23 protein-coding genes are annotated in these 24,733 nt (G+C 68.1%); 13 read left to right on the forward strand and 10 right to left on the reverse strand.

Annotation, left to right across the window (positions count from 1 at the left end; translation table 11 throughout):
- Window positions 1-74: 74 nt before the first annotated feature.
- The 5 genes from urtA to urtE all read left to right on the forward strand — a co-directional run bounded on the left by urtA (window position 75) and on the right by urtE (window position 5,989).
- The gene (gene urtA, locus AC1D2E_RS14770) at window positions 75-1,343 is read left to right on the forward strand and encodes an urea ABC transporter substrate-binding protein (RefSeq protein ID WP_478198083.1); all 1,269 of its coding nucleotides are present in this window, start codon (window positions 75-77) and stop codon (window positions 1,341-1,343) included.
- A gap of 129 nt (window positions 1,344-1,472) precedes the next feature.
- On the forward strand, window positions 1,473-3,053 hold the full coding sequence (gene urtB, locus AC1D2E_RS14775) for an urea ABC transporter permease subunit UrtB (protein WP_478198084.1): 1,581 nt from the start codon (window positions 1,473-1,475) through the stop codon (window positions 3,051-3,053).
- Window positions 3,054-3,066: 13 nt separating this feature from the next.
- Window positions 3,067-4,278 (forward strand): urea ABC transporter permease subunit UrtC, encoded by a 1,212-nt coding sequence (urtC, locus tag AC1D2E_RS14780; RefSeq protein ID WP_478198085.1) that lies wholly within the window; start codon window positions 3,067-3,069, stop codon window positions 4,276-4,278.
- Window positions 4,275-5,150 carry an urea ABC transporter ATP-binding protein UrtD gene (gene urtD / locus AC1D2E_RS14785; RefSeq protein WP_478172107.1) on the forward strand — a complete coding sequence of 292 codons (876 nt, stop codon included), beginning with the start codon at window positions 4,275-4,277 and terminating at the stop codon, window positions 5,148-5,150. Before urtC ends, urtD begins: the two co-directional genes overlap by 4 nt.
- A gap of 146 nt (window positions 5,151-5,296) precedes the next feature.
- Window positions 5,297-5,989 (forward strand): urea ABC transporter ATP-binding subunit UrtE, encoded by a 693-nt coding sequence (gene urtE, locus AC1D2E_RS14790; RefSeq protein ID WP_478198086.1) that lies wholly within the window; start codon window positions 5,297-5,299, stop codon window positions 5,987-5,989.
- Here urtE and AC1D2E_RS14795 read toward each other — a convergent pair whose 3' ends face one another.
- Window positions 5,990-6,661 (reverse strand): anti-sigma factor family protein, encoded by a 672-nt coding sequence (locus AC1D2E_RS14795; protein ID WP_478198087.1) that lies wholly within the window; start codon window positions 6,659-6,661, stop codon window positions 5,990-5,992.
- Entirely contained in the window at window positions 6,648-7,211 is a 564-nt protein-coding gene (locus AC1D2E_RS14800; RefSeq protein ID WP_478198088.1) for a sigma-70 family RNA polymerase sigma factor, read from the reverse strand. Before AC1D2E_RS14800 ends, AC1D2E_RS14795 begins: the two co-directional genes overlap by 14 nt.
- A gap of 128 nt (window positions 7,212-7,339) precedes the next feature.
- Between AC1D2E_RS14800 and AC1D2E_RS14805 the strand changes: the two genes are divergently transcribed.
- Complete coding sequence (locus AC1D2E_RS14805; RefSeq protein ID WP_478198089.1) at window positions 7,340-8,554, forward strand: YVTN family beta-propeller repeat protein; 1,215 nt, start codon at window positions 7,340-7,342, stop codon at window positions 8,552-8,554.
- A gap of 11 nt (window positions 8,555-8,565) precedes the next feature.
- On the opposite strand, the gene AC1D2E_RS14810 is transcribed toward AC1D2E_RS14805, so the two are convergent.
- From AC1D2E_RS14810 to AC1D2E_RS14820, 3 genes are read right to left on the reverse strand one after another with little or no spacing between them, the layout of a single operon-like run.
- The gene (locus tag AC1D2E_RS14810) at window positions 8,566-9,300 is read right to left on the reverse strand and encodes an amino acid ABC transporter ATP-binding protein (RefSeq protein ID WP_478198090.1); all 735 of its coding nucleotides are present in this window, start codon (window positions 9,298-9,300) and stop codon (window positions 8,566-8,568) included.
- Window positions 9,297-10,559 (reverse strand): M20/M25/M40 family metallo-hydrolase, encoded by a 1,263-nt coding sequence (locus AC1D2E_RS14815; RefSeq protein WP_478198091.1) that lies wholly within the window; start codon window positions 10,557-10,559, stop codon window positions 9,297-9,299. Before AC1D2E_RS14815 ends, AC1D2E_RS14810 begins: the two co-directional genes overlap by 4 nt.
- Before the next feature lie 5 nt (window positions 10,560-10,564).
- Window positions 10,565-13,510, reverse strand: coding sequence for an FAD-dependent oxidoreductase (locus AC1D2E_RS14820; RefSeq protein ID WP_478198092.1), 2,946 nt, complete (start codon window positions 13,508-13,510; stop codon window positions 10,565-10,567).
- 105 nt (window positions 13,511-13,615) lie between these two features.
- Here AC1D2E_RS14820 and AC1D2E_RS14825 point away from each other — a divergent pair, with 105 nt between their 5' ends.
- From AC1D2E_RS14825 to AC1D2E_RS14845, 5 genes are all read left to right on the forward strand, one after another.
- The gene (locus tag AC1D2E_RS14825; protein ID WP_478198093.1) at window positions 13,616-14,509 is read left to right on the forward strand and encodes a dihydrodipicolinate synthase family protein; all 894 of its coding nucleotides are present in this window, start codon (window positions 13,616-13,618) and stop codon (window positions 14,507-14,509) included.
- A gap of 162 nt (window positions 14,510-14,671) precedes the next feature.
- The gene (locus AC1D2E_RS14830) at window positions 14,672-15,502 is read left to right on the forward strand and encodes an ABC transporter substrate-binding protein (RefSeq protein ID WP_478198094.1); all 831 of its coding nucleotides are present in this window, start codon (window positions 14,672-14,674) and stop codon (window positions 15,500-15,502) included.
- Window positions 15,503-15,543: 41 nt separating this feature from the next.
- Entirely contained in the window at window positions 15,544-16,266 is a 723-nt protein-coding gene (locus tag AC1D2E_RS14835; protein WP_478172117.1) for an amino acid ABC transporter permease, read from the forward strand.
- Window positions 16,267-16,279: 13 nt separating this feature from the next.
- Window positions 16,280-17,734: a dihydropyrimidinase gene (hydA, locus tag AC1D2E_RS14840; protein WP_478198095.1), complete on the forward strand. Its 1,455-nt coding sequence runs from the start codon at window positions 16,280-16,282 to the stop codon at window positions 17,732-17,734.
- Between the two features lie 71 nt (window positions 17,735-17,805).
- The gene (locus tag AC1D2E_RS14845) at window positions 17,806-18,492 is read left to right on the forward strand and encodes a GntR family transcriptional regulator (protein WP_478198096.1); all 687 of its coding nucleotides are present in this window, start codon (window positions 17,806-17,808) and stop codon (window positions 18,490-18,492) included.
- Here AC1D2E_RS14845 and AC1D2E_RS14850 read toward each other — a convergent pair.
- The 4 genes from AC1D2E_RS14850 to AC1D2E_RS14865 all read right to left on the reverse strand — a co-directional run bounded on the left by AC1D2E_RS14850 (window position 18,482) and on the right by AC1D2E_RS14865 (window position 22,476).
- Window positions 18,482-19,903, reverse strand: coding sequence for an MFS transporter (locus tag AC1D2E_RS14850; protein ID WP_478198097.1), 1,422 nt, complete (start codon window positions 19,901-19,903; stop codon window positions 18,482-18,484). The two genes, AC1D2E_RS14845 and AC1D2E_RS14850, sit on opposite strands and share 11 nt — an antisense overlap.
- 97 nt (window positions 19,904-20,000) lie before the next feature.
- Window positions 20,001-20,831 (reverse strand): urease accessory protein UreD, encoded by an 831-nt coding sequence (locus AC1D2E_RS14855; RefSeq protein WP_478198098.1) that lies wholly within the window; start codon window positions 20,829-20,831, stop codon window positions 20,001-20,003.
- A 33-nt stretch (window positions 20,832-20,864) separates the two neighbouring features.
- Window positions 20,865-21,386 (reverse strand): nucleoside deaminase, encoded by a 522-nt coding sequence (locus tag AC1D2E_RS14860; protein WP_478198099.1) that lies wholly within the window; start codon window positions 21,384-21,386, stop codon window positions 20,865-20,867.
- 61 nt (window positions 21,387-21,447) lie between these two features.
- Window positions 21,448-22,476 carry an ABC transporter substrate-binding protein gene (locus tag AC1D2E_RS14865; RefSeq protein WP_478198100.1) on the reverse strand — a complete coding sequence of 343 codons (1,029 nt, stop codon included), beginning with the start codon at window positions 22,474-22,476 and terminating at the stop codon, window positions 21,448-21,450.
- A 274-nt stretch (window positions 22,477-22,750) separates the two neighbouring features.
- Here AC1D2E_RS14865 and AC1D2E_RS14870 point away from each other — a divergent pair, with 274 nt between their 5' ends.
- Together AC1D2E_RS14870 and AC1D2E_RS14875 are read left to right on the forward strand one after the other, a co-directional pair.
- Window positions 22,751-23,824 carry an aromatic ring-hydroxylating dioxygenase subunit alpha gene (locus tag AC1D2E_RS14870; protein ID WP_478198101.1) on the forward strand — a complete coding sequence of 358 codons (1,074 nt, stop codon included), beginning with the start codon at window positions 22,751-22,753 and terminating at the stop codon, window positions 23,822-23,824.
- 44 nt (window positions 23,825-23,868) lie between these two features.
- A complete protein-coding gene (locus AC1D2E_RS14875; RefSeq protein ID WP_478198102.1) occupies window positions 23,869-24,267 on the forward strand; it encodes an OsmC family protein in 399 nt (132 codons plus the stop codon).
- A 118-nt stretch (window positions 24,268-24,385) separates the two neighbouring features.
- On the opposite strand, the gene AC1D2E_RS14880 is transcribed toward AC1D2E_RS14875, so the two are convergent.
- Complete coding sequence (locus AC1D2E_RS14880) at window positions 24,386-24,700, reverse strand: EthD family reductase (protein ID WP_478198103.1); 315 nt, start codon at window positions 24,698-24,700, stop codon at window positions 24,386-24,388.
- Between the last annotated feature and the right edge of the window lie 33 nt (window positions 24,701-24,733).

Raw genomic sequence — 24,733 nt, forward strand, 5'->3', positions numbered from 1 at the left:
CGTATTTTCGCGGCGGCGCCCCGTCCGCAGACTCCTCTTCATCGTTCCAACCCAACCAGGAGAAGGTAGTCACCATGCAACGTCGATTCACACTCAAGGCGATGACCGCCGCCGTCGCTCTCGCCAGCCTGTCCGCGGTGCCTGCCTTCGCGCAGGACACCATCAAGGTCGGCGTCCTGCATTCGCTGTCGGGCACGATGGCGATCTCCGAGACCGTGTTGAAGGACACGGTGCTGATGGCCATCGACGACATCAACTCGAAGGGCGGCGTGCTGGGCAAGAAGCTCGAGCCCGTGGTGGTCGACCCGGCCTCCAACTGGCCGCTGTTCGCTGAAAAGACCAAGCAGCTGCTCGGCCAGGACAAGGTCGCGGTGATCTTCGGCTGCTGGACCTCGGTCTCGCGCAAGTCGGTGCTGCCGGTGGTGGAGGAAATGAACGGCTTGCTGTTCTATCCCGTGCAGTACGAGGGCGAAGAGCTCAGCAAGAACGTCTTCTACACCGGCGCCGCGCCCAACCAGCAGGCGATTCCGGCGGTCGACTACCTGATGAGCAAGGAAGGCGGCGGCGCCAAGCGCTGGGTCCTGCTGGGCACCGACTACGTCTACCCGCGCACCACCAACAAGATCCTGCGCGCCTACCTCAAGAGCAAGGGCGTGAAGGACAGCGACATCGACGAAAAGTACACGCCCTTCGGCCACAGCGACTACCAGACCATCGTCGCCGACATCAAGAAGTTCTCGGCCGGCGGCAAGACCGCTGTGGTCTCGACCATCAACGGCGACTCCAACGTGCCCTTCTACAAGGAACTCGGCAATGCCGGCCTGAAGGCCAAGGACGTGCCGGTGGTCGCCTTCTCGGTCGGCGAGGAAGAGCTGCGCGGCGTCGACACCAAGCCGCTCGTGGGCCACCTGGCTGCCTGGAACTACTTCATGAGCATCAAGAACCCGACCAACACGGCGTTCATCAAGCAATGGAGCGACTACGCCAAGGCCAAGAACATTGCCGGCCACAAGGACAAGCCGCTGACCAACGACCCGATGGAAGCCACCTGGATCGGCATCCACATGTGGAAGCAGGCGGTCGAGAAGGCCAAGAGCACCGACACCGACAAGGTGATCGCGGCGATGGCCGGCCAGACCTTCACCGCGCCCTCGGGCATCGTCTCGAAGATGGACGAGAAGAACCACCACCTGCACAAGAGCGTGTTCATCGGCGAGATCAAGGCCGACGGCCAGTTCAACGTGGTGTGGAAGACGCCRGGCCCGGTCAAGGCCAAGCCGTGGAGCCCGTACATCGAAGGCAACGACAAGAAGCCGGACTATCCGTCCGGAAAATCGATGTAGCTGGCCCACCCCCGAATCCCGCTCACTTCGTGTAGCGGGCTCCCCCTCGAGGGGGCAACACCAGCGGCCCGGCGAAGCCGGTTCCGCGGTGTTTCTGGAACAGAGAAGAGAACGCCGCCTTTCATACCTATGCGCTTCATTCACTCCTGTGCGGCGGCGTTCTTGCTGCTCCTGGCTCTTCCCGGTCACGCGCTGACCGGCGAGGAGGCCAAGGCGATCGCGTCGGGCGAGTCGGAGGCCCGCATCGCGGCGCTCAACCAGGCCGTCGTCACGGCCGACGACAAGACCGCCGCCTTCATCCAGGCGATGGCGGACGACGCCGTCAAGTTCACGGCCGACAAGGTCTTCGTCATCAAGGACGACAAGGCCTACGACCCGATCACAGGCGCCGAGCAGAAGCTGCCCGAGGACGCCGAGGACGTGGTCAACAACAACATGATGCGCGGCGCGCTCGACGCCGCGCAGGCCGCGCTCAAGCTCACGAGCAAGGACGACGCGGTGCGCTCCGAGGCCGCCCTGGCACTGTTCAAGGAGCCCGACGAGTCGCGCCTGCCGATGGTCGAGAAGGCGCTGGCCGCCGAGAACAACCCCAAGATCAAGGCGCAGCTCGAGCTGGTGCGCGCCGCCAGTCTGCTCACGAGCACCGACAAGGGCAAGCGGCTGGCCGCCGCCAAGGACCTGGGCGCCAGCCGCAGCCCCGAGACCAAGCTGCTGCTCAACCAGCGGCTGGCCGACGAGACCGAGGCCGATGTCAAGGCGGCCATCGTGGCGTCGATCAGCAGCATCGACGGCTCGCTGGTCTGGGGCGACCGCATCAACGCGATCTTCAGCGGCATCAGCCTGGGTTCGGTGCTCCTGCTGGCCGCGCTCGGCCTGGCGATCACCTACGGGCTGATGGGCGTCATCAACATGGCGCACGGCGAGCTGATGATGATCGGCGCCTACGCCACCTACGTGATGCAGGGCATCTTCCAGCGCTACTTTCCGGAGTCGGCCTTCGGCTGGTACCTGGTGGCGGCGATCCCGGTGGCCTTCCTGGCGTCGGCGCTGGTCGGCGCGGTGCTCGAGCGCGGCGTGATCCGCTTCCTGTACGGCCGGCCGCTCGAGACGCTGCTGGCCACCTGGGGCATCTCGCTGATGCTGCAGCAGCTGGTGCGCTCGCTCTTCGGCGCCCAGAACGTCGGCGTCGAGAACCCGTCGTGGATGAGCGGCGGCCTGACCCTGCTGAGCAATGTCGTGCTGCCCTGGAACCGCATCTGCATCATCATCTTCGCCGTGCTGGTGCTGCTCGCCATGGGCTGGCTGATCGGCCGCACGCGGCTCGGCCTGTTCGTTCGCGGCGTCACGCAGAACCGCCCGATCGCCTCGTGCATGGGCGTGAACACCGCGCGCATCGACACCTACGCCTTTGCGCTCGGCTCCGGCATCGCCGGCCTGGCGGGCTGCGCGCTCTCGCAGATCGGCAATGTCGGCCCCGACCTCGGCCAGAGCTACATCGTCGACTCGTTCATGGTGGTCGTGATGGGCGGCGTCGGCCAGCTCGCCGGCACAGTGTATGCCGCCATGGGCCTGGGCATCCTGAACAAGTTCATCGAAGGCTGGGCCGGCGCGGTGCTCGCGAAGATCGCGGTGCTGGTCTTCATCATCATCTTCATCCAGAAGCGTCCGCAAGGCATCTTCGCGATGAAAGGCCGGAGCGCGGAAGCCTAGGCGAGCTCACTTCATGTCTTCCAACAAACTTCCCTCCAAAGGCCCTCTGCTCAGCGGCAAGGGCTGGACCGTCTTCTTCGTCGCGCTGATCGTGGTCTGTGCAGTGGCGCCGGTGCTCAACATCATGGTGCCCACGGGCAGCGCACTGCACATGAGCGACTACGCGGTGGCGCTGGTCGGCAAGATCATGTGCTACGCCATCTGCGCGCTCGCGATGGACCTGATCTGGGGCTACACCGGCATCCTGTCGCTGGGCCACGGCCTGTTCTTCGCGCTCGGCGGCTACATGATGGGCATGTACCTGATGCGCCAGATCGGCCGCGACGGCAACTACAAGAGCGACCTGCCGGACTTCATGGTGTTCCTCGACTGGAAGACGCTGCCCTGGCACTGGAGCTTCAGCGACAGCTTCATCGCCACACTGGTCCTGATCGTCGCGGTGCCGGGCCTGATCGCCTTCGTGTTCGGCTTCTTCGCCTTCCGTTCGCGCATCAAGGGCGTGTACTTCTCGATCATCACGCAGGCCATGACCTTCGCCGCGATGCTGCTGTTCTTCCGCAACGAGACCGGCTTCGGCGGCAACAACGGCTTCACCGACTTCAAGCGCATCCTGGGCATCCCGATCCAGACGCAGGAAATGCGCATGACCCTGTTCGCGCTGACCGGCCTCACCTTGCTGGGCTTCTTCCTGTTCTCGAAGTGGCTGATCGGCAGCAAGTTCGGCCGCGTGCTGCAGGCGATTCGCGATGCCGAGACGCGCGTGATGTTCTCGGGCTACAACCCGCTCGGCTACAAGCTCACGATCTGGGTCATCTCGGCCATCATGTGCGGCGTGGCCGGTGCGCTCTACGTGCCGCAGGTCGGCATCATCAACCCGGGCGAGATGAGCGCCGCCAACTCGATCGAGATCGCGATCTGGGCCGCGGTCGGCGGCCGGGCGACGCTGATCGGGCCGATCATCGGCGCCTTCATCGTCAATGGCGCGAAGAGCTGGCTGACGGTGGCCTATCCCGAATACTGGCTGTACTTCCTGGGCGCGCTGTTCATCGCCGTGACCTTGTTCCTGCCCGACGGCATCGTCGGGTTGGTGAAGAAATGGAAGTCCAGGGTCAAGGCGCCGAGCGAAGGCCGGCGCGAGGCGCAGCGCGCGGTGGCGGCGGAGCAGGGCGTCGAGCCTTCGGCCTTGGTGCCGCTGGCGGTCGAAGCCAAGGGAGCGCGCGCATGACGCCCGACCTGATGGAAGCCGGCGCCGAGCGCATCGCCCGCCACGGCGGCATGGTCGGCCACGCCTTGCAGACCGAATCAGGCGGGCGCGCGGCGGGCTATGGCCGGCATGCGACCGGCGAAGTGGACGTCACGCACGGCCGCATCCTCTACCTCGAAGACGTCAGCGTGAGCTTCGACGGCTTCAAGGCGATCAACAAGCTCTCGCTCGACATCGCGCCGGGCGAGCTGCGCTGCATCATCGGGCCCAACGGCGCGGGCAAGACGACGATGATGGACATCATCACCGGCAAGACCCGGCCCGACGAGGGCACGGTGTTCTTCGGCAGCACCATCGACCTGCTGCGCCACAAGGAGGCCGAGATCGCCCAGCTCGGCATCGGCCGCAAGTTCCAGAAGCCGACCGTCTTCGAGCACCTGACCGTGTTCGAGAATCTCGAGCTCGCGCTCAAGACCGACAAGGGCGTCAAGGCCTCGATGCTGTTCAGGCTCGATTCGGCGCAGTCCGACCGGCTGGCCGAGGTGCTGCACACGATCCATCTCGAAGACAGCGTGCTGCGGCTGGCAGGCAACCTGAGCCACGGCCAGAAGCAGTGGCTGGAAATCGGCATGCTGCTGATGCAGGACCCCAAGCTGCTTCTGCTCGACGAGCCGGTGGCGGGCATGACGGACGAGGAGACGGCGCGCACCGCCGAGCTGTTCCTGAGCTTGAAGGGCAAGCACTCGCTGATGGTGGTCGAGCACGACATGAGTTTCATCCGGACGATCTCGGAGATCGTCACGGTGCTGTGCGACGGCTCGGTGCTGGCGCAGGGCACGCTCGATGAAGTGCAGGCGGACGAGCGGGTGATCGAGGTCTACCTGGGCAGATAGAAGCACACCCCCAGGCTTGCCCACTTCGTGTGGCCGCACACCCCCTTGCAGGGGGCGATGCCAGCAGCCCGGCAAAGCCGGTTCTGCGGCATCCCCGGTGTGGGATGACGGCGGCGCTCGAGGTCATTGAGAGAGGAAAGGAAAACATGCTCAGCGTCAAGAACATCCACCAGTACTACGGCGGCTCGCACATCCTGCGCGATGTCAGTTTCGAGGCCCGGCTCGGCAAGGTCACCGTGCTGCTGGGCCGCAACGGCGTCGGCAAGACCACGCTGCTCAAGTCGCTGATGGGCCTGGTGCCGATCAAGAGCGGCAGCATCGAATTCGACGGCACGCCGATCCAGAAGAAGACGCCCTACGAGCGGGCCCGCGCCGGCATGGGCTTCGTGCCGCAGGGCCGGGAGATCTTCGCGCGCCTGACGGTCGAAGAGAACCTGCGCATGGGCCTGGCCTACAAGTCGGGCGCAACGCCGATTCCGCCCGAACTCTACGAGTTGTTCCCGGTGCTGAAGCAGATGCTGAACCGGCGCGGCGGCGACCTGTCGGGCGGCCAGCAGCAGCAGCTGGCGATCGCGCGCGCCCTGGCGCCCAAGCCGAAGCTGCTGATCCTCGACGAGCCGACCGAAGGCATCCAGCCCAGCATCATCAAGGACATCGGCCGCGTGATCCGCATGCTGGCCGACCGCGGCGACATGGCGATCGTGCTGTGCGAGCAGTACTACGACTTCGCCCAGGAGCTGGCCGACGACTACCTGGTGATGGAGCGCGGCGAGGTCATCGCGCGCGGCCCGGGCAAGGACATGGAAGCCAACGGGGTGCGCCAGCTGGTGGCGATCTGATCAGGGCGGCGCCGCCGTGGCCATCCGCTGGCTGGCCTGGTCCGCGAAGGCCTTCAGCTCTGCCGCGTTGAGGTCCGAGACCGCCCAGGCCTGCATGCCGGCCCGGGTCCAGTGCGCGAGGTTGTAGCCGCGCTTGACGAGCAGCTGCGGGTCCTGCGGCTTTGCCTCGGGTGCGGGCCACACGAACAGGTTGATCACGTGCGGGCCCGAGCGGTAGACCAGCGCCGCGACCGCGTGCCCATCGACGTAGTCGAGGCGGCCGCCGGCCAGCGGCATGCCTTCGGCCGCGAGATCGATCACCGGCGGCGAGAAGTCGAGCTTGCCGGCGAACCAGGGCTTGACCGTGTGCTGGTCGGTGGAGGCCACGTCGGCCAGGTGCGAGCCCATCAGCGAGCGCACGTGGCTGTCGGTGACGGCGTCGCCGGTCGCATCCTGCATCGGCGCCACCAGCAGCGCGAGCGCCAGGCCCCAGGCGGTGGCTGCGCCGGCGCCGAACAGTGCGATGGCCTGCAGCCAGCGAGACGGTGCCGGCGGGCGTGGCGGGCGAAGGGAGGGCGCCTGCAGGCCCTGCAGATCGGCGCGGATGCGTTCGGCCAGCGCCGCGGACGGCGTGTGCCGAACGCCCTCGCGCCGGATCAGCGCACCCAGTTCGTCGTCTTCAGTGGCTTGCATCACGCTTTCCTTCCCTGGGTTCCTGCGGGGCCTCCGCCCGCAGCGCGCTGCGCAGCAAGGCGCGCGCGCGCGACAAGCGCGACATCACCGTGCCGATCGGAACGCCGGCGATGCGCGCGATGTCTTCATACGACATCTCCTCCAGCTCGCGCAGCACGATGACCTCCCGGAACGGCGGCGCCAGCGCCTCGATCGCGGCGTTCACGCGCTGGCCGCGTGCCTGCCGTTCCCAGGCCACGGCCGGGTCGCCGAAGCCCGCGGCGCCTTCGCTGCCGCCGACGCTGTCGCGCAGCTCGTCGAACTCGACCTGGTCGGCCAGGTGGCGGTGCTGGCGCATCCAGTCGTAGCAGGCGTTGCGCACGATGCCCAGCAGCCAGGGGCGGGCCGCGTCGCCGCGCAGGTCGTCGAAGAAGCGGAAAGCGCGCAGATAGGCCTCCTGCACCGCGTCCTCGGCCTGCCGGTCGTCGCGCAGCAGCCAGCGCGCGAGGTTGTACGCGGCAGGCAGGTGCGGCAGGGCCGCGGCTTCGAATCGGCGGGTGCGTTCGTTCAACGGGTTCCTTCCCGTGCTTGACGGTGCGGGGTCGATTTTTATTCCGCGCTTCGGGAATAGCCAGGGCGCCGGCGCCGTCATGCCTGTTGCCGATTCTGTTCCTTTCCCCTCTGTTCAGGAGTCCTTCCATGAAGCTGCATTCGATTCTTCCGACCGCATTGGCGGCGCTGCTGCTGGCCAACCCCGCCTTCGCCGCCGGTGCCAAGGCCTACGTGGGCAATTTCAAGGACAACACGGTCAGCGTGATCGACACCGATTCGCAACAGCTGATCGCGACGGTGCCGGTGGCCGCGGGCCCCGACGGCATCGCGGTCGGCCGCAACGACCGCCAGGTCTTCGTGAGCGGCGCCAGTGTCTCCAGCCTCAGCGTGATCGACACGGCCAGCGACCGCATCGTCGACACGGTCGAGGTCGGCAAGGGGCCGCAGGGCCTGGCCATCTCGCCCGATGGCCGCTGGCTGCTGGTGGCCGTGAACGGCGAGGACCGGGTCGCCTTCGTCGATGCCGCCACGCATGCGGTCGCGGCGACGGTGCCGGTGCCCAAGCCGCACACGCTGACGGTCAGTCCCGACGGCAGGAAGGCCTATGTGTCCTCGCAGGCACCCGGCAACTTCGCGCTGGTGGTGATCGATCTGGCGACGCGCAAGGTGGCCGCGAGCGTGCCGCTCGAGAAGACCCCGCGCGACCTCGAACTCGGCCCCGACGGCAAGACGCTCTACGTGACCTTGGCCGGGGTCAGCGCGGTGCAGGTGTTCGACACGGCATCGAACAAGCTGCTGACGCAGATCCCGACCGGCGTCTCGCCGCACGTGGCGCATCTGTTCGCGGGTGCCCGCGCCGGCGTGGTGGTGGTGCAGGGGCCGGGCGAGCTGCTGCTGTTCGATCCGGCGACGCAGGCGCCGACCGGCAGCATCGCGGTCGGCAAGCAGCCGCACTGGGTCGATGTGCTGCCCGGCGGCAAGAAGGTGCTGGTGACCAACGAGGGATCGAACGACGTCAGCCTGGTCGATCTTGCGGGCGGGCCGGTGGTCACCATCCCGGTGGGCAATGCGCCGCGCAAGGTGGCGGTCCAGCATCGGGCCGCCGGAAGCGGTGCGAAGGTCTCGATCAACAACTTCGCCTTCGGGCCGGCGCAGCTCGCGATCAACGCCGGCGACAGCGTGACCTGGACCAACGACGACGGCGCGCCGCACGGCCTGGCCTTCAACGACGGCGCGCCCGGCACGTCGCAGATGCTGCCGGGCCAGAGCTTCAGCCGCGTCTTCGCGAAGGCCGGCGTGGTCGACTATGTCTGCTCGGTGCACCCGTACATGATGGCGCGGGTGACGGTGCAGGCGCAGTAGCGGCCGGCGAGTCAGTGCTGGAGGATCTTCGACAGGAACTGCTGCGCCCGGTCCGAGCGCGCCGCGGGGTTGCCGAAGAATTCCTCCTTCGCGCAGTCCTCGACGATGCTGCCGCGGTCCATGAAGATCACGCGGTGGGCGACCTTGCGCGCGAAGCCCATCTCGTGCGTGACGCACATCATGGTCATGCCCTCGCGCGCCAGCTGCACCATCACGTCGAGCACCTCGTTGACCATCTCGGGGTCGAGCGCCGAGGTGGGCTCGTCGAACAGCATCGCGATCGGGTCCATCGCCAGGGCGCGGGCGATCGCCACGCGCTGCTGCTGGCCGCCCGAAAGCTGCGACGGGTACTTGTGCGAATGGGCCTTCATGCCGACCCGTTCGAGCAGCGCCAGCGAGCGGGTGCGCGCCTCGCTGGCCGAACGCTTGAGCACCTTGACCTGCGCGATCGACAGGTTCTGCTCGATCGACAGGTGCGCAAACAGCTCGAAGTGCTGGAACACCATGCCGACCCGCGAGCGCAGCCGGTTGAGGTTGATCTTCGGATCGCCGACCGAGACGCCGTCGACCGTGATCGTGCCCCTCTGGAAGGGCTCCAGCGCGTTCACGCACTTGATCAGCGTGGACTTGCCCGAGCCCGAGGGCCCGCAGACCACCACGACCTCGCCCTTCTCGACGCGCGTCGTGCAGTCGGTCAGCACCTGGAAGCTGCCGTACCACTTGCTCACTTGACTGATTTCGATCATCGGCTTTCCTCGGGCGGGGTCAGGAGTTGCAGGAGCGTGTTGGCGACCACGACCGTCGCCTTGCGCAGTTCATCGAGCGGCACGCGCTCGTCGGCACGGTGGCCGTTGGCCTCGAGCAGCGACTCGGGACCGGCGCCGTACATGACGGTCGGAATACCGGCTTCGCTGTAGAGGCGCGCATCGGTGTAGAGCGGCACGCCGATCGGCGTCACCGGCTTGCCCATCACGGCGCTGGCCTCCCGGCACATCAATTCGGCAAAGGCCTGCGCGCCGGGTGCGGGCGCGAACGGCCGGGCCAGCAGGATCTGGCGGATCTCGACGGCGATGCCGGGCAGGGCGCGGCAGGCGTCCTCGATGACCCGGCGCAGCTCGGCCTCGACCGCCTCGGGCACTTCCTCGGGCACGATGCGGCGGTCGATCCGCAGGGTCAGCGTGTCGGCCACCACGTTGGTGTTGATGCCGCCCTCGATCAAGCCGACGACCATCGTCGGGTGCGTGATGCCGGGGGTCTGCGAGGGCCGTTGCGCCAGCCCGTCGCGATAGCGGTACAGCGCCGGCAGCAGGGTCGCCGCGGCTTCGATCGCATCGGCGCCGGTGTCGGGCCGCGCCGCATGCGCCGACTTGCCGCGCAGCGTCACTTCGAGGTGCAGGCAGCCGTTGTGCGCGACCACGACGTGGTGCGAGAAAGCGGCCGAGATCACGTAGTCGGGGCGGCTCAGGCCCTGGGAAAGGAGCCATCCGGGGCCGGTCATGCCGCCGGTCTCCTCGTCGTAGGTCAGGTGCAGCTCGACCGTGCCGGCCAGCGGCGCGCCGGTCGAGCGCAATGCCTTGAGCGCGCGCAGTGCGAAGCCGTAGGTCGTGAAGTCGGACTTCGAGACCGCGGCGCCGCGGCCGTACAGCCAGCCGTCGCGCACCTCGCCGCCGTAGGGCGAGCTGCTCCAGCCCGAGCCGGGCGGGACGACGTCGCCGTGCGCATTGAGGGCGATCACCGGTCCGTCGCCGAAGCGCTCGCGCACGATCAGGTTGGTGACGCTTTGCATGCCGTGCTGTTGCGCGAAGTCGGCTGGCACCGGATGGCGCTCGACCGCCAGGTCCATGGCCTCGAGCAGCCGGGCCGTGAGTTCGGCGTGCGCTGCGCAGTCGCCGGGCGGGTTGTCGGACGGGCATTGCACCAGCCGTGCAAGCGTCTCGACCTGCTCGTCGAAATGGGCGTCGATGAATTGGCGCAGCGTGTCGCGCGCGGAAGAGGTGTCTGTCATGTGAATCAAAGAAATCGGTCGATGCGGAAAGGCGTGATGTCGATGTCGGTCCGGCCGCGCACGATCAGGTCGGCGACCAGACTCGCGGTGACCGGCGCCAGCGTGTAGCCGTTCGAGGTCACGGCGTTGTAGAAGCCCGGCAGGCCGGGCACCTCGCCGATGATCGGCGCGCCGTCGATGTTGACGTTCATGCCGGCCCAGCAGCGCACCATGTGCAGCCCGCTGACGGCCGGCAGGACCTGCCGGGCGACCCACAGGCCGCCCTCGATGCTGGCGCGCTCGGCGCGGTTCAGGCGCATGCCCTCGTGGAAGGCGGCGGTCCAGCCGCCGCCGATGATCAGGCCGCCGGTCGCGGCCTGCTTGAGGCTCAGGTGGCGGTCGGCGTGCGCGATCAGGTGGTTGACCAGCGGCGGCGCCGGCTCGGTGACGATCATCTGCAGCGGCGCACCCTTGACCGGGATCTTCACGCCGAGCATGTGGCCGACCGTGCTCGACCAGGCGCCGCTGGCGTTGACCACGCGGCCGGCGTGGAGGGTGCCGCGCGAGGTGTGGACCACGAAGCCGCCGCCGTCGCCGGGCCGGCGCTCGATGTCGCTCACGTTGCAGCCGCGCAGGAAGCGCGCGCCCTGCTGCTGCGCGCGCGAGGCCACGGCATAGGTCGCGCGCAGCGGATTGATCTTGCCTTCCATCGGGCACAGTTCGGCACCCAGCAGTTGTTCCGACAGCGCCGGCGAGAGCCGGCGCAGTTCGCTGCCGTCGATCACCTGGGCGTCGATCCCATGGCTGCGTTCGAGCGCGGCCTTGGCCTCGATGAAGCGCATGCCGGCCTCGCTGTCGGCCACCATCAGGCCGCCGGTGATCTTGATCTCGAGGTCTTCTGCGCAGTCGGCTTCGATCTCCTGCCAGAGCCGCACCGACATCGGTCCGAGCGGCAGCGTGGCCGCGGCCGGGCCGCCGCCTTCCTGGGCCTTGGCACCGAAATCGAAGGACAGCAGCTGGACGTGCAGGCTGCCCGCGTTGGCGCCCGAGGCTTGCAGGTTGATGTCGTCGCGGTCGACCACCGTGACGTCCTGGCCGGCCTTCGAGAGGTAGTAGGCGAGGCAGGCGCCGAGCACGCCGGCACCGATCACCAGCACGTCGGTGCGGACCGTGTCGAAGGGCGCGTGTTCGACCGGGCGCGCGAGGTTGGGCGTGATGGCGGGCTTGTGGCCGCCCCACTCGGGCTTCTCGAAGCCGAGCGCGCCGGCCGGCACCGGCTTGGCCGGCGGCCGCGGCGCGAAGTACTGCTCGACCTCGGGCGGACGCCCGGTCATCTCGCTGACCAGCCTGGCGGCGGTGACTGCGCAGTAGCGGCCCTGGCAGCGGCCCATGCCGAGCCGCGTGTTGCGCTTGAGCGCGGCCAGCGTGTCGCGGCCGGCGCGGATCTGCTCGCGCACCGAGCCGAAGCTGATCTCCTCGCAGCGGCACAGCAGCGTGTCATCGCTGATGGAAGCCAGCGTGACGGGTGGGGCTTCATACAGCGACCACAGCGCCTGCTGGAAGCACTCGGCCTGGCGCAACTGGCCCTGTGCCTTGAACGGTTCCGACGCCAGCAGGCCGAGGTTGCGCGCCGCCGCCACGCCGGCCAGCGTGCCGCGCGCCAGGGCGACGCGCGAGCCACCCAGGTCGGCGCCATCGCCGACCACGAAGACGCCCGGCAGGCTGGTCGCGCCGTCGGTGCCGGTCACGGTCGCGAGATAGCCCAGGTGCCTGTCGGCCACGCGGTGCTCGCAGCCCAGCATCCGCGCCAGTTCGGTCGAGGGGATGAAGCCGTAGCCGAGGCACAGCGTGTCGGCTTCGAAGCGCAGCGCCGGGGCGGGCGTGGCGCGGCCTTGGGCGTCGAGTCGCGCGGCCTGCACGGCCTGCAACTCGCCGGCGCCCTCGGCGGCGACCACCGCGTGGCCCCAGAGTACGGGCACCTTGTGGGCGCGCAGCTGCCGCATGTAGCCCCAGCCCTGGCGCAGCAGGTCGGGTGCGGTGCGCGCAGCCGTCAGCAGCTGGCGCCAGTCGCGCGCGGACGGGCGGGCCGCCGATTCGAGCACCGCGACGACCTGGGCCCCGCCGGCGAGCAGCTCCGCGGCCAACTGAAGATTCAACGGCCCGTTGCCGGCGATCAGCACGCGCCGGCCCGGCGCCACGCGGTAGGCCCGCGCCAGCGTCTGGGCGGCGCCGGTGGTCATTACGCCGGGCAGCGTCCAGCCCGGGAAGGGCACCGGCCGCTCGTAGGCGCCGGGCGCGATCACCAGCTGCCGGCAATGGATGTTTGTGGCCCGTCCGTCGATCAGTGCACTGACTTCGCGGGGAGAAAAGGCGGCCCAGACCTGCGCACCCTGCCGCACCGCCACGCCCGCGGCGAGCACCTCGCGTTCCAGCGCGAGGCCGTCCGCGAACTGCCGGTCGGATGGCGTTGGCGCCTGGTGCGACGGTGCCAGCGGCTTGTAGAACTGGCCGCCGGACTGCAGCCGCTCGTCGAGCACCAGCACCCGCGCACCCGCACGGCGGGCCGCAAGCGCCGCCGAGAGGCCGGCCGGGCCGGCGCCGACCACCAGCACGTCGACCTCGCGCTGCAACGGCTCGGCCCCGGCATCGGGCGCGAGGGGCTTCAGCGGGTCCGCGGGCGTGCCCGCCGGCATCGTCGAACGGATCTGCTGGCCGTCCGCCGCTTTCGTCAGGCAGGCGCGCTGGCTGGCCTGGCCGTCGATCGTCACGAGGCAGTCGAAGCAGGCGCCCATGCCGCAGTAAAGGCCGCGTCGCCCGCCGTCGCGGGTGTGCCGCATCTGGCGGATGTGGCTGGCCGCGAGCGCGGCGGCCACCGTCTCGCCTTCGATGCCGTCGACGGCTTGGCCGTCGTACCAGAAGCGGATCGGGCGTCCGCCGGCGGTGATGGAGGAATGGGTCAGTCGGGCGCTCATGAAAACGGGTGTGAAGCAAAAAACCACTTTGACGCGGTTCAATGTATACGTATACTAACCGTATACAAATACTTCGTCACCCGAATTTTTCACCGAGGACTGGCAATGACAGCGTTCCGAGGCACCTATACGGTGCTCATCACCCCCATGACCGCCGACGGAAAGCACGTGGACGTGCCGGCCCTGAAGAAGCTGGTCGACTGGCAGATCGAGGAGGGCATCCACGGGCTGATTCCCCTGGGCAGCACCGGAGAATTCCTGTCGTTGACACCCGATGAGCGGCAGCTGGTGATCGAAACCTGTGTGCAGACGGCAGCAAAACGCGTGCCCGTGCTGATCGGCACCGGCGCCGAGTGGACCGACGAGTGCGTGCGGCTGAGCCGTGAGGCCGAGACCATGGGCGCCGACGGCGTCATGATCATTCCGCCGTTCTACAGCACGCCTACCGACGACGAACTGTTCGCGCACTACCGCAAGGTCGGCGAAGCGATCAACGTGCCGATCATGGTCTACAACAACCCGGCGACGGCCAATGTCGACCTCAAGCCCGAGCTGGTGGCGCGGCTGTCGCGCATCGACAACTGCAAGTACATCAAGGAGTCGACCCTCGAGGTGACGCGGGTGCGCGACATCATCGAGCTCTGCGGCGACCGCATGACCGTGTTCGCGGGCATCCTGGGCTACGAGTCCTTCTGGCTCGGTGCGCAGGGCTGGGTGGCGGTCTGCTCGAACCTGATCCCGAAGATGTCGGCGCGGCTGTTCGAGCTGGTCGCCGACGAACAGGACATGCCCGCGGCGCTGGCGCTCTACAAGGAGATGCTGCCGATCGTGCGCTGGGTCGGCGGCCACCGCTACGTGGCCGCGTCGAAAGACGGCCTCACGATGATGGGCCTGCCGGTCGGCAAGCCGCGTGCGCCGCGCCTGCCGCTGCCCGAAGCCGATGCCATCGACCTGCGTCGCGAACTTGACCGCCTGGGGCTGCTGGGCTCCATTGCCTGAGACCTTGCGGGACAGACCAAGAAACTGCGCAGCAGTTTTTGCTCTGTCCTCGACTTCCTGAGACCTTGCGGGACAGACCAAGAAACTGCGCAGCAGTTTTTGCTCTGTCCTCAACTGACTAGATACCGCTTCCGCCTCGTTCCATCTCACCAGGAAACCCCCATGAAACTGCTTCCCGCTCTCACCTCGGCCACGGTTCTTTTCATCCTCGGCATGGGCATCGCGAACGCCCAGGCCTGCAAGTCGCCGGTGCCTGAATCCGCCCTGATCAAGAAGGGCACCTTGATCATGTCGGTCAACCCGACCCTGCCGCCGATGCAGTTCGTCGACCAGACCGGCGCGCTCAAGGGCATGCGCGTGGAGCTCGGCGAGGCGATCGCCAAGCGCCTGTGCCTGACGCCCGAGTACGTGCGCATCGAGTTCTCGGCCATGATCCCGGGCCTGCAGGCCGGCCGCTGGGACGTGATCAACACCGGCATCTTCTACACCGACGAGCGCGCCAAGCTGATGCAGATGCTGCCTTACGAAGACCAGGCGATCAGCATCAGCACCGCCCGCGGCAACCCGCTCAAGATCACCAAGCCCGACGACCTCTCGGGCAAGAGCATCGGCGTCGAGCTCGGCGGCTTCGAGGAGCGCAAGGCGCGCGAACTCGACAAGCAACTGACCGACAAGGGCCTGAAGGGCATGACCATCCGCACCTTCGAGAACTTCGCGATGGCCTTCCAGGCGCTGCGCGCCGGGCAGGTCGAGGTGGCGCTGTCGATCGACTCCACCGGCGCCGAGTACCAGAAGCGCGGCGATTTCGAACGCGTGCTGAACGGCCTGTTCCCGACGCCGGTCGCACTGGCCGCGAAGAACAAGGAGCTCTCGGTCGCCATGGCCAAGGCGCTCAACGACATGAAGGCCGACGGCAGCTTCCAGAAGCTGTTCGACCAGTACGGCGTCAAGGCGATCGACGGCGCGGTGGTCGTCAAGGGCCCGGCGAGCTGAGCGCGCCGCACCACCACTGAGCCAGAGAGGAAGGAAAGTCCATGGGACAAGGCTGGAGCTGGTCGGGGTTTGCCGACTACCTGTTCAATCCGTACATCCTGAGCGGCGCCGTGACCACGCTGTGGCTCACCCTCGCGTCGATCGCGGGCGGCCTGGTCGTGGGGTGTGCGCTGGCCTTGGCCCGCCTGTCCAGCCACCCCTGGCTGGCGGCGCCGGCGCACTTCTACATCTGGGTCTTCCGCGGCACGCCGCTGCTGGTGCAGCTGATCATCATCTACACCGGGCTGCCCCAGCTCGGACTCAAGCTGTCGGTGGTCGAGTCGGCGCTGCTCGGCCTGATCCTCAACGAGGCGGCCTACCTCGCGGAGGTGGTGCGCGGCGGCATCCAGTCGGTGCCGGCCGGCCAGACGAATGCAGCGCGCGCCGTCGGCTTCAGCAGCGCGCAGGCGATGCGCTACATCGTGATGCCGCAGGCGATGCGGCTGATCATCCCGACCTTGGGCAACAGCATCAACGGCCTGCTCAAGACCACGTCGATCACCTCGGTGATCTCGATGGAAGAGCTGCTGCGCCGCACCCAGGTGCTGATCCAGGAGAAGTTCATGGTGCTCGAGCTGTTCATCGTCGCCGCCATCTACTACCTGCTGATGACCACGGCCTGGGATTTCATCCAGCGCCGGATCGAGCGCCACTACGGCCGCGCCTACGGCAACGCCAGCACCGGCGCGCCGGTGGTGCCCGACGCCGTGCTCGAGCAACGCTAGCCGGAGCCACGCCATGAACCCCTACGACCTGATCCTTCGCAACGCCGACATCGCCACCGTGGGCGACCGCTACCGCGCCGACATCGGCGTGCGCGACGGCCGCATCTGCGCGATCGCGCAGCAGCTCGACGGCAGCGCCGCGCGCGAGATCGATGCGGCGGGCCGGCTGGTCACGCCCGGCGGCGTCGACGGCCACTGCCACTTCGACCAGCCGACCAGCGACGGCTCGCGCTTCTCGGACGATTTCTTCACCGGCACCCGCTCGGCGGCCTGCGGCGGCACCACCACGGTGCTGCCTTTCGCGGCGCAGCAGAAGGGGCGCAGCATCCAGGAGGCGGTCGACGACTACCACCGCCGCGCGGAAGGCAAGGCGGTGATCGACTACGCCTTCCACCTGATCGTCGCCGACGCCACCAAGGACGTGACGCAGCGCGAGCTGCCGGCCCTGATCGAGAAGGGCTACACCTCCTTCAAGATCTACATGACCTACGACGATCTGAAGCTGGCCGACCGGCAGATCATCGAGGTGCTGGCGGTTGCCCGCCGCCACGGCGCGATGACCATGATCCATGCCGAGAACAGCGACTGCATCGCCTGGCTCACCGAGCAGCTGCTCGATGCCGGCCTGACGGCGCCGCGCTATCACAGCAGCTCGCGGCCGATGGCGGTGGAGCGCGAGGCCACGCACCGGGCGATCGCGCTGGCCGAATTGATCGACACGCCGATCCTGATCGTCCACGTGTCGGGCCGCGAGGCGGTCGAGCAGATCCACTGGGCGCGCGGGCGCGGACTGCCGATCCATGCCGAGACCTGCCCGCAATACCTGTTCCTGAGCGCGGAGGATTTGGGGCTCAATCCCGACGATCCGATGCACGGCGCGCGCTGCATCTGCAGCCCGCCGCCGCGCGACAAGGCCAACCAGCAGTTCATCTGGAACGGCCTCGCGAGCGGCCTGTTCACCATCTTCTCGTCCGACCACGCACCGTTCAACATCCACGGCAGCGACGGCAAGCGCGTGGCCGGCGACGACGCGTCTTTCGATCGCATTCCGAACGGCATTCCCGGTGTCGAGACGCGGCTGCCATTGTTGATGAGCGAAGGCGTGATGGCGGGGCGCATCGACATCCACCGCTTCGTCGAACTCACGGCCACCAATCCGGCGCGGCTCTACGGGCTCTATCCGAAGAAGGGCACGATCGCGGTCGGCGGCGACGCCGACTTCGTGGTCTGGGACGTGTTCGACGAAGGCCATGAAAAGGTCATCGCCAACGACATGCTCCACCATGCCGCCGACTACACGCCCTACGAGGGCATGAAGCTGCGCGCCTGGCCGGGCGTCACGGTGTCGAGGGGGCGGGTGGTCTGGCAGGATGGCGTGTTTTCGGCCGAAGCCGGCTCGGGCCGGTTCCAGCCCTGCCTGCGGCCGCGAACGCCCAATGCCGCGAGCCCGCTCGACAAGTGGCTGTGAGCTTTCCGGCTCCCGCCGCACCGGCCTGCTAAGCTTTTCCCCGTCCCTTCGTGGAAACCGTTCACCTCCGCATGCCAAGCCTCCCCAGTCCGGCGCAACCCGCCACCATCACCATCGCACCGCTCGAGGTGCGCTCCGCCAGCCTGGCCGAGCAGGCTTACACGAGCCTGCGCACGCTGATCCTCGACCGCAAGATCTCGCCCGGCAGTCCGCTGCAGGAAGGCCGCCTGGCGGACGACCTGCGGATCTCGCGCACGCCGATGCGCGAGGCGCTGGTGCGGCTCGCCGGCGAGGGCCTGCTGGTGCGGCGCGACGCGCGCTCCTATGCGGTGCGCGCGCTGGGCACCAAAGAGTACTTCGACTGCATGCGGGCCCGCGAGGTGATCGAATGCGAGGCCATCGCGCAGGCCTGCGGCAAGATCACCGACGCCGAGATCGATGCGCTCGAAGCCGATCTCAAGACCCTCGACAGCGGCGAGCACGACGAGACCGAGCACTGGCATTTCGACGACCGCTTCCATCAGCTGATCTCGACCGCCAGCGGCAACGTGGTGTTCCCGCGGCTGGTCGAGGAACTGCGCGTGAATGCGCGGCTGTTCCGCCTGCACAGCCCGCTGCACCGGCAGCGCGAGAACCACGACGAGCACGGCCAGATCATCCAGGCCCTGCGCGCGCGCGACCCCGAGCGCGCGCGGGCGGCGATGCGCGAACACCTGCGCAACCTCCAGGAAGACGTCAAGCGCGCGATCATCGAGTGAGGTTCGCGCCGAGCGGCGGCGCCACGTCCTCGAGCGGCCTGCGCTCCGCGTCCACCGCGTAGCGCAGGGCCATCACGCCGGCAAAGATGACCAGCGCAGCGCCAATGGCGTAGCCGATGGCGACCGCGCCGCGGCTGCCGGTCTCGATCAGCGCACCGAACAACACCGGCGCCGCGAAACCGCCGGCGCCGGTGCCCACCGCATAGAAGATCGAGATCGCGACCGCGCGCATCTCGAGCGGGAACACCTCGCTGACGGTGAGGTAGGCCGAGCTGGCCGCCGCCGAGGCGAGGAAGAACACCGCCGACCAGCAGAGCGCCTGGCTGCGGGCGTCGAGCCAGCCCTGCATGAAGGCCCAGCCGGTCAGCGCCAGGCCGACGCCCGACAGCACGTAGGTGAGAGCGATCATGCGGCGCCGGCCCACGTGGTCGAACAGCGGGCCCAGCAGCAGCGGCCCGAGCACGTTGCCGAGCGCGAACGGAAAGATGTAGAGCGCGACTCTTTCGGCGGGCACGCCGTGGAAGCGGGTCAGCACCAGCGCATAGGTGAAGAAGATCGCGTTGTAGAAGAAGGCCTGCGAGACCATCAAGGCCAGTGCCACCGCACTGCGCTGCGGGTAGCGCCGCAGCAGCACGTGGGCGACCTCGCGCCAGCCGGGGCGGGCCCGGTCTCCGAAGCTCAGGTGGCCGACCGGCGGCGCCAGCGGCCCGTGCCGTTCGCCCACCTGGGCTTCGATCTGCCGCACGATGCACTCGGCTTCCTCGGCGCGGCCGTGGGCGATCAGCCAGCGCGGGCTTTCGGGCACGTTGCGCCGCACCAGCAGGATCGCCACCGCGAGCAGTGCGCCGAGTGCGAAGGCGGCACGCCAGCCCCGCACCGGGCCGAGCACCTGCGGATCGAGCAGCCACAGGCTCAGGCCGGCGCCGAGGGCCGCGCCGATCCAGAAGCTGCCGTTGATCGCGAGATTCACGCGGCCGCGCACGCGTGCCGGGATCAGTTCGTCGATGGCCGAGTTGATGGCCGCGTACTCGCCGCCGATGCCGAGGCCGGTGGCGAAGCGGCACAGTGCGAAGAAGCCGAAGTTCGGCGAGAAGGCCGTGGCCAGCGTCGCCGCGGCATACACCGCCAGCGTGACCAGGAACAGCTTCTTGCGCCCCAGCCGATCGGCCAGCCGGCCGAACACCAGCGCGCCGATCACGGCGCCGCCGACGTAGAGCGAGCCCGAGCCGCCGATCTGCGCTGCGGTCAGGCCCAGCGTGTCGGGCCGCTCGAGCACGCCGCCGATCGACCCGACCAGCGTCACCTCGAGGCCGTCGAGCACCCAGGCCACCCCCAATGCGACCACCACGCGCCAGTGCCAGCGCGACCAGGGCAATCGGTCGAGTCGAGCCGGGATGTCGGTGCGGGTCATCGCCGCCCAGTCTAGGGCCTGCGAACAGGCCCTGGGCAGCGCCGCGAGGCGCTCTCGTCGGACGAGCACCCGTTTCAGCGGATCAGGGTCTGTTCACCTACATCGACCAGATGCGCGGTGGCTGGCTGGCCATGTTCCAGAGTTCGGCGCGCCAGGCCTTCCAGACCTGGCGCAGCAGATGCATGGCCGGCTCCACCACCGGCGCCAGGGTGCGCAGCACGATGATCTCGGCATGCGGACTGGTGGCGCCGGCGCTCTCGTGCAGCGTATGTGCGTCGATCAGCGAGCGGGCGACGTCGAGCGCCGCATCGCGCCGCGCGCGCGCAATGGGCGAGCCGGCGACGAAGAAGATCGACGCCAGGCAGCGCTGGCCCGCCAGGCCGAGCGGGCTCTGGAGCAGGCGCCGGTCCCGGGCGTCGATGCGCCCGCGCTCCAGCCAGACGCCCGGCACCTCGATGTGCTGCTGCAGCGTGCCGAGTTCGAAGGGCTTGCCGGCGTTCGGCAGGCCCAGCGCCGTGACGTCCCAGCCGATCAGCTCCGCGCCTTCGTCCAGGCGCAGGGTCAGCCGGTTCTCGGCCCGGCAGCCGCTGAAGCAGATCGCCTCGAGCGGCAGCCATTCGAGGCGGGCACCGGCCTCGACCCGCAGCGCGGTGCGCTGCAGCGCCAGTTCGCCGTCGGAACGGTAGAAGCGCGAGGCGCCGGGCGTGGTGATGAGCCCGTGGCTGCCGGCGGCCGCTCGCACGCGGATGTCCAGCGTGTCGCCGCCGACCAGTCCGCCCGGCGGATGCACCAGCACGTTGTGGCAGACCGCATCGCCCTCGGGGTAGAGGCTCTGCAGGATGCGCAGCGGGCCTTCGTGGCGGAAGCGCGCGACACTGCGGTGGTTTTCGGATTGGTAGTCGAGGTCGAGTCTTGCGTGCCAGGGCATGCGGCAAGTGTAGGGACTCCGGCGCCTGCCGCTTCAGGTCTTCCACGCCCCGACGTGCGCCGCGCCGGCTTCGTCGACCAGCGCCGGGCCGATGCACTCGATCGGATGCGGCGAGGCGCGAAACACGTCGCGGCAGGACAGCTCGGGATCGCGCTGGTCGCGGCGCTCGCCGCGGAACACGCGCAGCCGTTGGGCGTCGATGCCGAACACCACGCGGCCGATGTTCGACCAGAAGATCGCGCCCGCGCACATCACGCAGGGCTCGCCCGACGAATAGATCGTGGCGCCCGCGAGCTCTTCGCGCGACAGCTTGCGTGCCCCGAGCATGCGCACCGCGTTGGTCTCGGCATGGCCCGTGACGTCGCCGGTCTCGGCCGTGTTGCAGTAGGCCTCGGCCAGCACCTCGCCGTCGGCCGAGACCACCACCGCGCCGAAGGGACGGTTGCCGCGCCGGCGTCCGGCGTGCGACCAGACGATCGCCTTGCGCAGGTAGCGGCCGTCGCGCTCGTCGAGTGCTTGTTCAGCGGGAAAGTTGTCGGATGCGAGTGAGCTCATTCGGAACCCTTCGTGCTTCGCACTGCGGTGCGAGCCCCCTTCGGAACGGCCGGGCGGGGGCTCATACCTTGATGCTACGTTCATTGCGCGCCGGCAGCATCGAGCTGTTGAAGATTGCGTCGGCCGACGGCCTGGTCTTGAGGCCGAACACCTCGGCCACCTCGTCGACCTGCTGCTCGAGCAGCAGCTTCCGGATGTCGCCGAGGCCATGCCCGCGGGTGTCGGCCGCGCCGACATACTGCGCGGTGATGGCCCAGCGCTCGAGTTCGATCTTCGGATCGAGGATCGGTTCGCGCTGGCGCATCGCCGCGATGCTGGGCGCCGGACTGGCGAAGGTCTCGACGATCGCGCGGTTGGTGGCGCGCAGGAAGGCCGCCACCGCCTTCGGGTTCTGGGCGATCAGGTTGCTGCTGGCAAGGATCGCGTTGCCGTACAGGTCGACGCCGGCATCCGCGTACTTGAGCACCGAGAGCTCCTCGGCCTTCATGCGCGCGAACAGCGAAACCGCCGAGTCGTGGAAGTAGGTGGCGGCATCGACGTCGCCGCGCACCATCACGTTGTCGCGGGCGCTGAAGTCGGTGGTCTGCCACTGGAAGGCGTCGACCTTCATGCCTTGCTTGCGCGCCACCATCGGCCAGGCGCGACGCGTCGATTCGACGGCCGCGGCCGCGACCTTCTTGCCTTGCAGGCTCTTGAAGTCGGTGCTGACGCCGCGGTCCTTGCGGCCGATGATCACGAACGGTGCGCGGTTGTAGTACTGGTAGACCGCCTGCACCATCGGGGTGCCCGGGTTCTGCGCGTTGAACTCGACCAGCGCGCTGATGTCGCCCAGGCCCAGCTGGTAGACGCCGCTCGCGATCCGCGTGATCGACGCCACCGAGCCGGCGCCGGTGTCGATCGTGACGTCGAGGCCCTCGTCCCTGTAGTAGCCCTTGCTCTCGGCCAGGAAGAAGGGCGCGGTCTGGCCGTTGATCCGAAAGTCCAGCGTGAACTTGAGCGGCGTCGGCTTGCTGCCCTGCGCGAAGACGGCGGGGACGGCGAGGGCGGCGGCGCAGGCGGCGCCCGTGGTGATGAAGCTGCGGCGTTGCATGCGTTTGATCTCCGGAAATCGAGGGTCTTGAACACCGCGCCATGGGGCGGCGAGGCACTTCAAGAGCAATTTCCGGGCGGTGCACGAACGGGGTGCGTGCGCTGCTGAACGCTTCTACTCTTGCTCATCGGTACGCAGGACGCATGCCAGCTGTCTCGGGCCCGCAAATTGCATGAAGAGCGGCGCAGAGTAGAAGCGTTCAGCTTTGGCGCGCAGGCCATGGCGGGAAATTGCTCTTTCAAGTTGGACCTCACGCAACCGAAGGAGTCTTCTCATGCTCGTCACGCAGCAACCCGTCTTTCGCAAGTTCTGGCATGCCGTCATGCCCTTGGCCGATCTGCAGCAGGGGCCCAGGCCCTTCACGCTGCTCGGCGAGAACATCGTCCTGTTCCTCGATGCCGAAGGCCAGCCCGCCGCCTTGCGCGACCGCTGCTGCCACCGCACGGCGAAGCTGTCGAAGGGCTGGTGCGTCGACGGCGAGGGCAAGGCCTGCGGGCAGGGCGCCATCCAGTGCGGCTACCACGGCTGGACCTACGACCGCGGCGGCCAGGTGATCCGCATCCCGCAGTACGAGGCCGACCGCAGGATCTCGCCCGAGTACAAGACCACGGCCTACCACTGCAGCGCGCGCTATGGCTATGCCTGGGTCGCGCTCGAGGAGCCGATCGCCGAGATTCCCGCGATCCCGGAGTTCGACGACCCGGGCTTTCGCACCATCCACCAGTTCTACGAAGAGTGGCAGACCAGCCCGATGCGCGCGCTGGAAAACTCCTTCGACAACTCGCACTTCAGCTTCGTGCACCGCGCGACCTTCGGCGTGGCGTCGAGCCCGAAGCCGAGCAAGTACCAGCTGGTGGAGAACGACAGCGGTTTCTACGCCGAGACCGTGATCGAGGCGGCAAACCCTTCCAGGTTCCATGCCATCAGCGGCGTGACCGAACCGATCACCACGCGCCACATGCGCAATGCCTACTTCCTGCCCTTCTCGCGCCGGCTCGACATCGAGTACCCGTCGGGCATTCGCCACATCATCATCAACTGCTTCACGCCGATCGACGATGGCCGGATGCAGCTGTGCCAATGGCTGTTCCGCAACGACGCCGAGGCCGACTGCGCGGCGCAGATGCTGATCGACTTCGACGAGGAGATCACGCGCGAGGACAAGGACATCCTCGAGTCGACCGACCCCGACGCCCTGGTCGACACGCGGCGGCGCGGCGTCGAATACTCGATGGAGTCGGACCGCCCCGGCATGCTGATCCGCAAGCACCTGATGCAGTTGCTCGCGAAGCATGGCGAATCGGAAGTACATCGCATGCAGACCGTGCCGCACGCGCAGGCTGCCTGAAGCATTCGGGCGCTACCATCGCGTCCGATCATCAGGAGACTTTCATGAGCATCACAGTCCGCCGCGACGGCATCGCCAGTACCCGGCACATCGTCAAGATCCGCGCACACGAGTTTCCGGTCGATGCATCGCCGGATCTCGGCGGCAAGGATGAGGGGCCCTTGCCGCATGATCTCTACGATGCATCGCTCGGTGCCTGCAAGGCGCTCACCGTGCTGGTCTACGCGCAGCGCAAGGGCATTCCGGTGGAAGAGATCGAAGTGATCGTCGACCGCGACGACAGCGAAGAACGCAGGGGCACCTATCGACTGGGCACGTCGCTGCGCGTCACAGGCAATCTGAGCGAAGCGCAGCGCGAAGATCTTCTTCGCGTGGCGGGCAAGTGCCCTGTCCACCGCTTGATGACCGAGGTCAAGACCGAGATCGAGACCCGGCTGGTCTAGGCTCACCCCCAGGTTGGCTCACTTCGTGTAGCCGCCCACCCCCCGCCGGGGGCAACACCAGCGGCCCTGGCTTCGCCGGCCGAGTTGGTTGCGGCGCGAGGTCGTGCCTTGGCGGGGGCTAACCCACCACCACTTCGCTGATCTGCATCACCGGCTTGATGTCGGTGTAGTTCGCGATGTCGGCCATGATCTCTTTCGCGTGCGGCCCGAAGGCGGCCTGGAAGGCCTCCACCGAGTCGGCGAAGACATGGCACATGCCCACGTAGGTGGCGGCCTCGCCGGGCGCGCCGCCCGCGATGCCCTTGTCGATCGTGTAGGACTTGCAGGCATCGCCCATCCGGCTCTTCAGCAGCGGCATGTGCTTGTCGCGGTAGTAGGCGTGGTCGAAACGCGCGCCGGGGGTGTGGGGGTACATCACGCTGACCTTGATCATGTTCGTCTCCTTTGGAAAGAACCGGCAAGGTTG

This window comes from Variovorax sp. P1_H2, assembly GCF_056405295.1.

Coding starts and splice junctions, on each gene's coding strand:
- urtB (WP_478198084.1), top strand. CDS start 1,473: ATGCGCTTCATTCACTCCTGTGCGGCGGCGTTCTTGCTGCTCCTGGCT.
- urtC (WP_478198085.1), top strand. CDS start 3,067: ATGTCTTCCAACAAACTTCCCTCCAAAGGCCCTCTGCTCAGCGGCAAG.
- urtD (WP_478172107.1), top strand. CDS start 4,275: ATGACGCCCGACCTGATGGAAGCCGGCGCCGAGCGCATCGCCCGCCAC.
- urtE (WP_478198086.1), top strand. CDS start 5,297: ATGCTCAGCGTCAAGAACATCCACCAGTACTACGGCGGCTCGCACATC.
- AC1D2E_RS14795 (WP_478198087.1), bottom strand. CDS start 6,661: ATGCAAGCCACTGAAGACGACGAACTGGGTGCGCTGATCCGGCGCGAG.
- AC1D2E_RS14805 (WP_478198089.1), top strand. CDS start 7,340: ATGAAGCTGCATTCGATTCTTCCGACCGCATTGGCGGCGCTGCTGCTG.
- AC1D2E_RS14810 (WP_478198090.1), bottom strand. CDS start 9,300: ATGATCGAAATCAGTCAAGTGAGCAAGTGGTACGGCAGCTTCCAGGTG.
- AC1D2E_RS14815 (WP_478198091.1), bottom strand. CDS start 10,559: ATGACAGACACCTCTTCCGCGCGCGACACGCTGCGCCAATTCATCGAC.
- AC1D2E_RS14820 (WP_478198092.1), bottom strand. CDS start 13,510: ATGAGCGCCCGACTGACCCATTCCTCCATCACCGCCGGCGGACGCCCG.
- AC1D2E_RS14825 (WP_478198093.1), top strand. CDS start 13,616: ATGACAGCGTTCCGAGGCACCTATACGGTGCTCATCACCCCCATGACC.
- AC1D2E_RS14830 (WP_478198094.1), top strand. CDS start 14,672: ATGAAACTGCTTCCCGCTCTCACCTCGGCCACGGTTCTTTTCATCCTC.
- AC1D2E_RS14835 (WP_478172117.1), top strand. CDS start 15,544: ATGGGACAAGGCTGGAGCTGGTCGGGGTTTGCCGACTACCTGTTCAAT.
- hydA (WP_478198095.1), top strand. CDS start 16,280: ATGAACCCCTACGACCTGATCCTTCGCAACGCCGACATCGCCACCGTG.
- AC1D2E_RS14845 (WP_478198096.1), top strand. CDS start 17,806: ATGCCAAGCCTCCCCAGTCCGGCGCAACCCGCCACCATCACCATCGCA.
- AC1D2E_RS14850 (WP_478198097.1), bottom strand. CDS start 19,903: ATGACCCGCACCGACATCCCGGCTCGACTCGACCGATTGCCCTGGTCG.
- AC1D2E_RS14855 (WP_478198098.1), bottom strand. CDS start 20,831: ATGCCCTGGCACGCAAGACTCGACCTCGACTACCAATCCGAAAACCAC.
- AC1D2E_RS14860 (WP_478198099.1), bottom strand. CDS start 21,386: ATGAGCTCACTCGCATCCGACAACTTTCCCGCTGAACAAGCACTCGAC.
- AC1D2E_RS14865 (WP_478198100.1), bottom strand. CDS start 22,476: ATGCAACGCCGCAGCTTCATCACCACGGGCGCCGCCTGCGCCGCCGCC.
- AC1D2E_RS14870 (WP_478198101.1), top strand. CDS start 22,751: ATGCTCGTCACGCAGCAACCCGTCTTTCGCAAGTTCTGGCATGCCGTC.
- AC1D2E_RS14875 (WP_478198102.1), top strand. CDS start 23,869: ATGAGCATCACAGTCCGCCGCGACGGCATCGCCAGTACCCGGCACATC.
- AC1D2E_RS14880 (WP_478198103.1), bottom strand. CDS start 24,700: ATGATCAAGGTCAGCGTGATGTACCCCCACACCCCCGGCGCGCGTTTC.